Origin of the sequence: Caulobacter sp. B11 (assembly GCF_002737765.1) — a bacterium.
Taxonomy (GTDB): Bacteria; Pseudomonadota; Alphaproteobacteria; order Caulobacterales; family Caulobacteraceae; genus Caulobacter.
The window spans coordinates 1-10,023 of the sequence record NZ_PEGG01000162.1 but is presented as its reverse complement, the minus strand read 5'-3'; the positions used below and the strand labels follow the sequence as shown (position 1 = coordinate 10,023).

Annotated in this window: 13 protein-coding genes and 3 pseudogenes; 5 read left to right on the top strand and 11 right to left on the bottom strand. The window is 69.4% G+C overall.

All coding sequences use genetic code 11. From position 1 onward, the window contains the following. From CSW58_RS16160 to CSW58_RS07785, 3 genes and pseudogenes are all read right to left on the bottom strand, one after another. Positions 1 to 226 (bottom strand): annotated as a pseudogene (locus CSW58_RS16160) (hypothetical protein); the annotation flags it as partial. Further along, positions 226 to 585 carry a VIT1/CCC1 transporter family protein gene (locus tag CSW58_RS16155; RefSeq protein ID WP_369825112.1) on the bottom strand — a complete coding sequence of 120 codons (360 nt, stop codon included), beginning with the start codon at positions 583 to 585 and terminating at the stop codon, positions 226 to 228. The pseudogene CSW58_RS16160 and the gene CSW58_RS16155, both read right to left, overlap by 1 nt. 117 nt (positions 586 to 702) lie before the next feature. Next, on the bottom strand, positions 703 to 1,182 hold the full coding sequence (locus CSW58_RS07785; protein ID WP_099446910.1) for a cupin domain-containing protein: 480 nt from the start codon (positions 1,180 to 1,182) through the stop codon (positions 703 to 705). 65 nt (positions 1,183 to 1,247) lie between these two features. Between CSW58_RS07785 and dapE the strand changes: the two genes are divergently transcribed. From dapE to CSW58_RS07770, 4 genes are all read left to right on the top strand, one after another. Continuing rightward, complete coding sequence (dapE, locus tag CSW58_RS07780) at positions 1,248 to 2,408, top strand: succinyl-diaminopimelate desuccinylase (protein WP_099446909.1); 1,161 nt, start codon at positions 1,248 to 1,250, stop codon at positions 2,406 to 2,408. Positions 2,409 to 2,427: 19 nt separating this feature from the next. Further along, the gene (locus tag CSW58_RS07775) at positions 2,428 to 3,348 is read left to right on the top strand and encodes a glutaminase (protein ID WP_099446908.1); all 921 of its coding nucleotides are present in this window, start codon (positions 2,428 to 2,430) and stop codon (positions 3,346 to 3,348) included. 95 nt (positions 3,349 to 3,443) lie between these two features. Continuing rightward, the gene (locus tag CSW58_RS15745) at positions 3,444 to 3,566 is read left to right on the top strand and encodes a hypothetical protein (protein WP_255406565.1); all 123 of its coding nucleotides are present in this window, start codon (positions 3,444 to 3,446) and stop codon (positions 3,564 to 3,566) included. A 69-nt stretch (positions 3,567 to 3,635) separates the two neighbouring features. Next, a complete protein-coding gene (locus CSW58_RS07770) occupies positions 3,636 to 4,124 on the top strand; it encodes a DUF3597 domain-containing protein (protein ID WP_236627710.1) in 489 nt (162 codons plus the stop codon). A gap of 16 nt (positions 4,125 to 4,140) precedes the next feature. On the opposite strand, the gene truA is transcribed toward CSW58_RS07770, so the two are convergent. Both truA and fmt read right to left on the bottom strand, forming a co-directional pair. After that, a complete protein-coding gene (gene truA, locus CSW58_RS07765; RefSeq protein WP_099446907.1) occupies positions 4,141 to 4,884 on the bottom strand; it encodes a tRNA pseudouridine(38-40) synthase TruA in 744 nt (247 codons plus the stop codon). After that, the gene (fmt, locus tag CSW58_RS07760) at positions 4,884 to 5,810 is read right to left on the bottom strand and encodes a methionyl-tRNA formyltransferase (RefSeq protein WP_099446906.1); all 927 of its coding nucleotides are present in this window, start codon (positions 5,808 to 5,810) and stop codon (positions 4,884 to 4,886) included. The genes truA and fmt overlap by 1 nt, the downstream gene beginning before the upstream one ends. Before the next feature lie 98 nt (positions 5,811 to 5,908). Here fmt and CSW58_RS07755 point away from each other — a divergent pair, with 98 nt between their 5' ends. Beyond that, positions 5,909 to 6,241 (top strand): cell surface protein, encoded by a 333-nt coding sequence (locus CSW58_RS07755; RefSeq protein WP_099446905.1) that lies wholly within the window; start codon positions 5,909 to 5,911, stop codon positions 6,239 to 6,241. A 36-nt stretch (positions 6,242 to 6,277) separates the two neighbouring features. Here the strand turns inward: CSW58_RS07755 and def are convergent, their stop codons facing one another. The 6 genes and pseudogenes from def to CSW58_RS07725 all read right to left on the bottom strand — a co-directional run bounded on the left by def (position 6,278) and on the right by CSW58_RS07725 (position 9,713). Continuing rightward, positions 6,278 to 6,799, bottom strand: a complete 522-nt coding sequence (def, locus tag CSW58_RS07750; RefSeq protein ID WP_099446904.1) for a peptide deformylase — start codon at positions 6,797 to 6,799, stop codon at positions 6,278 to 6,280. Positions 6,800 to 6,870: 71 nt separating this feature from the next. Next, a complete protein-coding gene (locus CSW58_RS07745; RefSeq protein WP_099446903.1) occupies positions 6,871 to 7,137 on the bottom strand; it encodes a hypothetical protein in 267 nt (88 codons plus the stop codon). 9 nt (positions 7,138 to 7,146) lie between these two features. Further along, positions 7,147 to 8,436, bottom strand: coding sequence for a DNA recombination protein RmuC (locus CSW58_RS07740; RefSeq protein WP_099446902.1), 1,290 nt, complete (start codon positions 8,434 to 8,436; stop codon positions 7,147 to 7,149). 60 nt (positions 8,437 to 8,496) lie between these two features. Further along, positions 8,497 to 8,655 carry a hypothetical protein gene (locus tag CSW58_RS14325; RefSeq protein ID WP_099446901.1) on the bottom strand — a complete coding sequence of 53 codons (159 nt, stop codon included), beginning with the start codon at positions 8,653 to 8,655 and terminating at the stop codon, positions 8,497 to 8,499. A 125-nt stretch (positions 8,656 to 8,780) separates the two neighbouring features. Then, a pseudogene (gene recR / locus CSW58_RS07730) lies at positions 8,781 to 9,381 on the bottom strand (recombination mediator RecR). A 3-nt stretch (positions 9,382 to 9,384) separates the two neighbouring features. Continuing rightward, positions 9,385 to 9,713, bottom strand: a pseudogene (locus CSW58_RS07725) (YbaB/EbfC family nucleoid-associated protein). Positions 9,714 to 10,023: the final 310 nt, after the last annotated feature.

Sequence of the window (10,023 nt, the reverse complement as noted above, 5' to 3'; positions counted from 1 at the left end):
CGGCCTGGGCGCCGATCCGCCGAGCAGCGCCAGGAACAGCAGCGAGGCGACCGAGACCGCCGGCACGATCACGGCCGAGAGGGAGCCACGACGGCGGCGACCAGCGGCAGGCCGCGCCGCCCGCGAAGGTCAGGGCGGAGGTCAGGGCGGCCTGGATCGCCTGGCCGTGGTCATTTCGAAATGCCCAGCTCGTCGCGGCGTGGGCGCCCAGGGCGTCCTTGGCCATCAATTGGGCGGCGACGGTGCGGCCAGGGCCGGCTCGACCCCGCGCGCCGCATAGATCCCCGCCAGTTCGTCGAGCTCGGAGGCCGGCTGGGTTTCCAGCTCGGCCTTCTCGCGGGCCAGATCGGCGCGTTCGGTGTCGGCCTGGGAGCTGACCGAGACATATTCCCCCGCCGCCATCGACATGGCCCCGGCGACCAGTCCGGCCACCCCGACCACCAGGATCTCGCCGCGGCCCTGGGCGGCGGCGGCGACGCCGACGATCAGGCTGGCGGTCGAGACGATGCCGTCATTGGCCCCGAGCACGGCGGCCCGCAGCCAGCCGATGCGTTCGATCAGGTGACGTTCGCGGTGGGTGGGCATGGATCGTTCTCCGGGGCCGGGATCAAGCGCGCCCGACCAAAGCATGGGCCGCACCGTGACGCCACGCGCCCGTCGCGCCTTGACGCCCGTCAAGCCCGCCGGACCTCGCCGAAAACATCAGCGCTTGCGACCCGCCTCGACCGCATAGGGCGTCCCGTCGCGATGGCGGTAGGCTTCCTCGCCTTCGCGCAGGATCAGGTCGATGTCGGGATAGTCGCAGCCATCGGTCTGCGGCGCGCGCGTGCCCATTTCCAGCAGCACCGCCACCCGGTCGGAGCGGTTCTGGATATGGTGGCCGTTGGCGACCCCGGCCTTGAATCCCGCGCAGTCGCCGGCCCGCAGGATCGTCTCGCCGTCATTCTCGACCAGCACCACCTCGCCCTCGACCACCCAGGTGAACTCGTCCTCGGCGGTGTGCCAGTGACGCTGACTGGTCCACGAGCCGGGCGGCAGGCGCAGCAGATTGACGCCGAACTGGGTCAGGCCCGCCGCGTCGCCGAGCTTCCAGCGCTGGCGGCCCTGGCACGGCGCGTCGTAGGGCGGCGGATAGGCCGTGCCGAAACGGGTGGGGGCGGCGTCGATGTCGATCTTGGGCATGCCGGGTCCGTGGAAGAGACTTGCGTGGTTTGCGTACAGCCGGAGGGAAGCCTAAAGCCAACATCATGACCAGTCCCGCGCCTGCTTCTGTCAGTATCGACCCCGTCGACCTCGCCCAGGCCCTGATCCGCCGTCCGTCCGTGACCCCGGCCGACGAGGGCGCGATGGACCTGCTGCAGCGCCAGCTGGACGCCCTGGGCTTCACCTGCCGCCGGATGAAGTTCGGCGAGATCGAGAACCTCTACGCCCGGCGCGGAACCGCCCGGCCCAACCTGTGCTTCGCCGGCCATACCGACGTGGTGCCGGTCGGCGACGACGCCGCCTGGACCGCCGGACCCTTCGAGGCCCAGATCCGGGACGGCGTGCTCTATGGCCGCGGCGCGGTCGACATGAAGAGCGCCATCGCCGCCTTCGTCTCGGCCGTCGGCAAAACGCCCGAGCACCCCGGCTCGATCAGCTTCCTGATCACCGGCGACGAGGAGGGCGTGGCCGAGGACGGCACCGTCAAGGTGGTCGAGGCCCTGGCGGCCGAGGGCGAGATCATCGACCACTGCATCGTCGGCGAGCCGACCAGCGCCAGCCTGCTGGGCGACATGGTCAAGATCGGCCGGCGCGGCAGCATCAACGCCTGGATCACCGTCGAAGGCCAGCAGGGCCACGTGGCCTATCCGCATCGCGCCGCCAATCCGATCCCGATGCTGGTCACGATCCTGTCGCGCCTGCAGAGCCGGGTGCTGGACGAGGGCTATGAGGGCTTCCAGCCGTCCAACCTGGAAGTCACCACCATCGATGTCGGCAATACCGCCACCAATGTGATCCCGTCGACGGCCCGGGCCCGGGTCAATATCCGCTTCAATCCGGCCCACAGGGGCAAGGACCTGCAGGCCTGGATCGAGACCGAGTGCGCGTCCGCCGCCGAGGACTTCAAGGCCCGCGCCGAGGTGATGTGCAAGATCAGCGGCGAGGCCTTCCTGACGAAGGTTGGCCCCTTCACCGACGTCATCGTCGCCGCCGTCGAGGAGGCCACCGGCCGGGCGCCGGAGCTGTCCACCACCGGCGGCACCAGCGACGCGCGCTTCATCCGCAGCCTGTGCCCGGTGGTCGAGTTCGGCCTGGTCGGCTCGACCATGCACCAGGTCGACGAGCGGGTTCCGGTCCAGGAGATCCGCGACCTGGCCAAGGCCTATGAGGCCCTGATCCGCCGCTATTTCGCGGCCTTCGCCTGATGGTTCGGGCGGCCCGCCCATGAAGGCCCTGTCCATCCCCGACGTTCTGGCCGAGGTCGCGGTTCTGGTCCGGCCGCACTTCGGCAAGGGCCGACCGGCCGACTATATTCCAGAGCTCGCCGACGTGCCGGGCGGCAAGTTCGGGATGGCCGTGCGCACCGTGGCCGGCGAGGAGCACGTGATCGGCGACGCCGACGAGCCGTTCTCGGCCCAGAGCATCACCAAGGTGTTTTCCCTGGGCCTGGCCCTCAACCGCATGGGCGACGAGGTCTGGACCCGGGTCGGCAAGGAGCCCTCGGGCACGCCGTTCAATCACCTGGCCCTGCTGGAGGCGGAACGCGGCGTGCCGCGCAATCCGTTCATCAACGCCGGGGCCCTGGCGGTGACGGACATGCTGCTGGACTGGACCGCCGACCCCGCCGCCCTGGTGCGCGACTTCGCCGGCTTCCTGTCGGACCAGGCCCTGGTCATCGACGAGGCCGTGGCGGCGTCGGAACTGGCCCATGCCCACCAGAACCGGGCGATCGCCAACCTGATGCGCGGCCATGGCACGATCACCCACGATCCGCTCGATGTGGTCGCCGCCTATTGCCGCCAGTGCGCCCTGTCGATGAGCTGCCGGCAGATGAGCCGCGCCTTCCTGCCCCTGGCGGCCGGCGGGTTCTCGCCGGTGGCTCAGGAGACGATCTTTCCCGACCGCCTGACCCGGCGCCTCAACGCCCTGCTGATGACCTGCGGGATCTATGACTCGGTCGGCAGCTTCGCCTATCGGGTCGGCCTGCCGGCCAAGAGCGGGGTCGGCGGCGGCATCGTCGCCGTGGTTCCGGGCAAGGCGGTGGTCACGGTGTGGTCGCCGGAGCTGGACCGGTTCGGCACCTCGGTGGTCGGGACGGCGGCGCTCGAGGCCTTCGCGCAATTGACCAGCTGTTCGGTGCTCTAAGCCGCGCCGCGCGCCATTTTCCGGCGGTTTGAGCCAAATCAAGGCGCTTTTCAGGGCATCTGGGATCTTGGTCTCGTTTTTAAAGCGAGACCCTCATGAACCCCTTCCTCATTCTCGTCGTCGTCAGTTTCGTCGCTTTCGGCTTGGCCGTGGCCTATGGGCAGGTCACCACCCTGCTGGCGGATCGCGCCCAGAACAGGCCCTCCACCAAGCGCTGAACCCGCGTCAGGCCCTATCGCCCACCCGGCCACGGCGCGATGCGTCTGGCGGGCGAAGGGTCGATCCCCTTGCCCAGCACGGACTTCGACCCCGCGTCGAACCACCACCCGTCCTGGGCGTTGATCGGCTCCAACCTTCAGGAGCGCGACATGGGCATCTTCAGCAACATCATGAGCAAGATCTTCGGCCACGCGTCGAAGACGGCCCCGACCACCAGCGCGGTGAAGCCGGTTCCCGCGCCCGCCCCGACGCCGACGCCCAGCGCCGCGCCGATCTCGCCAGCTCCGCCCCGGCCCCAGGTCGTGGACGTGACCGCGGTGCTGGATGAGCTGGCGGCGGACAGCCCGCAAAAGCTCGACTGGCGTCACTCCATCGTCGACCTGATGAAACTGGTCGGCCTGGAGAGCTCTCTATCGGAGCGCAAGGCCCTGGCCGACGAGCTCGGCTACACCGGCGACAAGGGCGACAGCGCGACGATGAACATCTGGCTGCACCGGCAGGTGATCCGGAAGCTGTCGGAAAACGGCGGCAAGGTTCCCGCCGAACTGATGGACTAGACCCCGCCCGCGCGGCTCAGTCGCCGTAGCCGACCCCGACCAGATATAGCCCGTCGGGTGGAGCCACGGGGCCGCAGGTCGTGCGGTCCCTGGCCTCCAGCGCGGTCTTCACATCCTGGGCGCTCCACCGCCCGATCCCGACCTCGACCAGGGTGCCGGTCATCGACCGCACCTGGCGGTGCAGGAAGCTGCGCGCCTCGAACGCCAGACAGACCTCGTCGCCGGCTCGCCAAACGCGCGCGACGTCGAGGGTCTTCAGCGGCGACTTGGCCTGGCAGTGCATGTCGCGGAAGGTGGTGAAGTCGTGCAGCCCGACCAGGGCCTGGGCGGCCGCCTGCATGGCCTCGGCGTCCAGCGGCTTTTTCACATGCCAGACCTTGCCCTTGTCGAGAGCCGGCGGGCCGCGACGGTTGAGGATGCGGTAGAGGTAGCGCCGCTCATTGGCCGAAAATCGCGCGTGCCAGTCGCCCTGCGCGATCTGGCAGTCCAGGATGCTGACCGCCTCGCGGGTCAGGTGGGCGTTGAGGGCGTTCATCACCGTCTGGGCCGGCCAGTCTCGCTCCAGGTCGACATGCACCACCTGGCTGGTCGCGTGAACGCCGGTGTCGGTGCGTCCCGCCGCCACGATGCGGATCGTCTGGCCGCAAAAGGCCTTCACCGCCGTCTCGATCGCCCCCTGCACCGAGGGCAGGGTCGCCTGGGCCTGAAAGCCGCAATAGGGCCGGCCGTCATATTCGACAAGGAGGCGGTAGCGGGGCATCAGGCCAGGATCGTCCCGGCCTTCAGCGGAAAGCCGCGCGTGAAGACGTCGGCCGCCTGGACGCCCTTGCCCTCGCGCTGAGCCTTCAGCAGGCGCACGCCGCCCTCGCCGCAGGCGATCAGCAGGGCGTCGTCCAGCACCTGGCCCGGCGCGCCGTCCGCGGCCTCGACCTGTGACAGCAAGGCCTTGACCCGGACGGGTCCTTTTTCGGACGGGGCCTCGAACCAGGCGCCTGGGAAAGGCGACAGGCCGCGAATGTGATGGTCGACCTCGGCGGCGGGACGGGTCCAGTCGATACGGGCCTCGGCCGACTTGATCTTTTTGGCATAGGTCACGCCGTCCTCGCCCTGCGGCGTCTCGCGGGCCCCGCCGCGTTCGATGGCGGCCAGCGCCACCGGCAGGATGCGCGAACCGACGATGGCCAGCTTGTCGTGCAGGCTGCCGGCCGTGTCGAGGGCGTCGATCCGCACCTGTTCGGACATCAGGATCGGACCCTCGTCGAGCCCCTCGCTCATCCGCATGACCTGAACCCCGGTGACAGGATCGCCGGCCATGATCGCCCGTTGGATCGGGGCGGCCCCGCGCCAGCGCGGCAGCAGGCTGGCATGCAGGTTGAAACAGCCCAGGCGCGGAGCGTCCAGCACCTCGCGCACCAGGATCTGGCCAAAGGCCACCACGACGGCGGCGTCGAGATCCAGGGCCTGGAAGGCGGCGATCTCGTCGGCGGTCTTCATCGAGACCGGGGTTCGCACCGGCAGGCCCAGGCTCTCGGCGAAGGCGTGGACCGGCGAGGGCCGCAGGTCCTGGCCCCGGCCGCGCGGCGCGGGCGGCTGGGAATAGACACAGACGATCTCGTGGCCCGCGGCGACCAGTTCGGCCAGGCAGGCGACGGAGAATTCGGGCGTTCCGAGAAAGGCGAGGCGCATGGCTCCCGTTTAGCCGCCCTGCTCGACCGGGGAAAGCCGCAGTCGGAACCTTGACCGTGGCTGGTCGTTATAAGGCAGACCCCTTAGGAGGACCTTCCATGCGCGCCCTCATCCTGATCGCCGCCGCCGCCCTGTCGCTCGCGGCCTGTTCCGACCAGCACGCCACAGAAATCAAGGAAGGCGCCAAGGCCGCCGGCCAGGACATCAAGGACGCCGCCGGCCAGATCGCCAGCGACCCGGACGTCAAGGAAGCCGGGACGGCCCTGAAGGAAAGCACCAAGGAAGTGGCCGGCGACCTCAAGGCCGCGGCCGGCGACGCCGTCGACGCCACCAAGGCGGCCGGCGAGAAGGCCGGAGACGCCGCCAAGGACGCGGGCGCGGACGCCAAGAAGGAAGTCCACGAGGCCACGGCCGACGACGGGAAGAAGTAGGCAGGGACCCTCTTTCAGCAAAGAGGGTGAAACAGACTAGGCCGCGCGGCGGGCCTTCTTGACCTTGGTGATAGCCCGGTCGCGACGCAGGCGCGACAGGTGGTCGATGAACAGCACACCCTTGAGATGGTCCATCTCGTGCTGGATGCAGACGGCGAACAGGCCGTCGGCCTCTTCCTCGACCACTTCGCCCCGGTAGTTCAGCGAGGTCAGCTTGACCTTGGTCGCGCGCTCGACGTCGTCATAATATTCCGGAACCGACAGGCAGCCTTCTTCATAGGCGACCAGTTCGTCGGATTCCCAGGTGATCTTCGGATTGACGAAGAAGCGCGGGGTCGGCTCCTCGCCCTCGCGGGCCAGGTCCATGACGATCACGTCGATCGGCTCGCCGACCTGAACGGCGGCCAGGCCGATGCCTGGGGCGTCGTACATGGTCTCCAGCATGTCATCCATCAGGGCGCGCAGGGCGTCGTCGACGACCGCCACGTGCTTGGAGATCTGCTTGAGCACCGCCAGATCGGCGGCGTTATCGACGGTAAGGATGCGACGTATGGCCATGATGTCCCTCAGGTAAGGGCCGCGTTTCCGACCGTCAAGGCTGGGGGCCAAACCTGCGACGTTTCGAGCCGCTAGCTTCGGAGGGTGAGGGCGAGGATATTCCAGCCCAGCCAGCCAAGGCCGATCAAGACCAGCACCGCGGGGCCGACCAAACCCTTGGCCCGCGCGGCCATGAAACGATCGAACTTCTCGGGCTCCGCCGCGCGGTCGATTCGCGGCGCGCCGTAGGACGTGCTGACCAGGACGCCCGTGCGCCGCGCCTTCAGAACCGCCAAGCCCTGCCGGGCCAACATGATGAGACCGGCCAGGACGGCCCCGATACCTGCAATGAACCACATGCCAACAACCTAAGGTAACGCCACCGGAGGCGCAACCGGGTCGGTCCGGTCAACGAGCTTGACCAGCGGCCGCACGGCGTTCTCGACCGGAACCAGTTCGGGGATGTCCTTGCCCTCGTGGTCGACCGACAGGTCCTCGAACCGCCGCGCCTGGGTCAGGACCTGGCTTTCCAGCGAGCCGACGAACTGGTTGTAGCGCCCGACCGCCGCCTCCAGGGCCTTGCCCACCGAGCCGGCATGGGCCCCCATCACGGCGATGCGCTTGTAGAGCTCGCGGCCCACCGCGACGATGGCGGCGGCGTTCTTGGCCTGGTCCTCGACCCGCCAGCCATAGGCTACCGCCTTGCACAGGGCGAACAGGGTGGTCGGGGTGACCAGCAGCACCCGCTTGTCCATGGCCTCGGTCATCAGGTCGGGCAGACGGTCGAGGGCTGCGGCCAGGAAGCCGTCGCCGGGCACGAACATGGCCACGAAGTCGGGCGAGCCCTCGGCGGCGAACTGGTCCCAGTAGCTCTTGGCCGACAGGCCCTGCATGTGGGCGCGGACGCTGGCGGCGTGGCGCACGAAGGCGGCCTCGCGCATCGGCTCCTCGACGTCCTGGGCCTCGAGGAAGGCGTTGAGCGAGCACTTGGCGTCGATGACGAACACCGCCCCGCCCGGCATCTTGACCTTGACGTCGGGCCGGCGGCGGCCCTCCTCGGTGTCGACGCTGAACTGCTCCTCGAAATCGAAGCGCTTGTTGAGGCCGGCGGCCTCCAGGACATTGCGCAGGGTCTGCTCGCCCCAGCGGCCCTGCACCCCGGCCCCGCGCCGCAGGGCGGCCGACAGCTTGCGGGCCTCGAACTGGGTGGCGACCGAGGCCTCCATCAGGGCGGTGATCTGGGCCTTGAGCCCGCCGGTTTCCTCGGCGCGGGCCTTTTCGACGGCGGTGACCTGGGCCTCGAACTTGGCCAGGGTCTCGGCGACCGGCTTCAGCTGAGCCTCGAGCCGCTGCTGGCTGAGCAGCTCGCGGCTGCGGAAATTCTCTTCGGTGCGCTTGATCAGGGCCTCGGCCACGGTGTTGGCCGTCATGGTCGCCTGCTGGGCGGCCTGGGCCCGCAGCAGCTCGCCCTGGGTCGCCGACTGGTCTTCCAGCAACCGGGCGCGCTCGTCGGCCTGGACCAGCTTTTCGTTCAGCTGCCAGGCCCGGGCGTCGGCCCGGCCGGCGCGGGCGTGGGACATCAGGGCCCACAGGACGGCGGCGATGGTGACGACCGCCAGCACGAGGGCGAGGATCAGAAAGGGATCGGAGAAGTTCATGCTCCGTTCCTAGACGGAGTCGGCCCCTCTTGGAAGCATCTCAGCCGGCGAGGGCCGGGCTCAGTCGTCGCCGTCGGCGATGTCGGCGATCACGCCGTTGATCGGTTCATTGGCGGCGCTGGTCACGTTGTGGCCCGCATCGCGGACGCCGACCTTGGCGACATGGGGGGTTTCGGTCTCGCCGTCGGCGAGGGGCTTTTCGTGGGGCTTGAAGAGCATGGCTATGGCCTCGATACGCCGTCGGCGGGAGGAGGATCGCCCCGCCGCGACGGTTTCATCTCGCATGTGCGAAGAGACCTGTCAGGTCCGCAGCGACGCTTAAGGGAATCCCCTCATGCCTCGGTTCAGGTCGGCCGCCTCGCCTTGAGGGCCTGGGCGATGGTGCCGTCGTCGAGCCAGTCCAGATCGCCGCCGACCGGCACGCCGCGCGCCAGGCTGGTCACCGCCACGCCGGAAGCCGCCAGCCGGTCGGCCAGATAGTGGGCCGTGGTCTGGCCGTCGACCGTGGCCGGCAGGGCCAGGATGACCTCGGCGATCTCGCCCTTGGCCACCCGGCCCAGCAGTTCGCCGACCCGCAGGGCCTCGGGCCCGATCCCGTCCAGGGCCGACAGCAGCCGCCCAGCACGTGATAGCGGCCCTTGAACGCCTGGCCGCGCTCCATGGCCCACAGCGAGCCGACCTCCTCGACCACGCAGACCAGCCGCGGGTCGCGCGTGCCGTCGGCGCAGATGGCGCAGGGATCGGAGGTGTCGAGCGAGCCGCAAACCGAGCAGGTGCGAACCTTGGCCTGGGCGTCGACCAGGGCGGCGGTCAGCGGAGCCAGCAGGGTGTCGCGCTTCTTGAGCAGGCCAGGGCCGCCCGCCGGCCCGAACGCGGTCCCAGGCCCGGCAGCTTGGACAGCAGGGCGATCAGGCGCTCGATCTCGGGTCCGGCGGAGGCGGCCAAGGGCTAGAACTTCATCCCGGGCATGCCGCCATCAGGCCAGCCATCGGACCGGCGGCGTCCTGCATCATCTGGGCCTGGGCGGGTCGAGCTTTTTTCTTGGCGTCGGCGTGGGCGGCGACGATCAGGTCGGCGATCACCTCGCCCTCGCCGGGCTCGATCAGGGTCTCATCCAGCACCACCTTGGCCAGCTCGCCCGTGCCCTTGAGGGTGACGGTGACCATGCCCCCGCCCGAGGTGCCCTCGACCAGGGTCTCGGCCAGCCGCGCCTGGGCGTCGGCCAGTTTCTGCTGCATCGCCTGGGCCTGCTTCATCAGGCCGCCGAGATCTTTCATGGGGTCTGCTCCGTTTTCGTGTCGCCCTCCCCTTGATGGGGGAGGGTTAGGGGGGGGTAACAGCGTTTGGCGGGCCTGGGCGAGGCCGGGCCCCATCCTGAAACGCATCACCCCCATCCCCGACCCTTCCCCCCTCAAAGGGGGAAGGGAGATCTCTAGTCTTCCAGCTCGTCGGCTCGATCGGCGGCGCCTCGGGGTGAGGATGCGCCGCACCTCGATGATCTCGGTTCCGGGGAAGGCGCTGAGCACCGAGGCCCACGAACGGGTCGGGCGCGCACCGAGGCCATTTCCTCGCGGTCCTCGCGCTTCT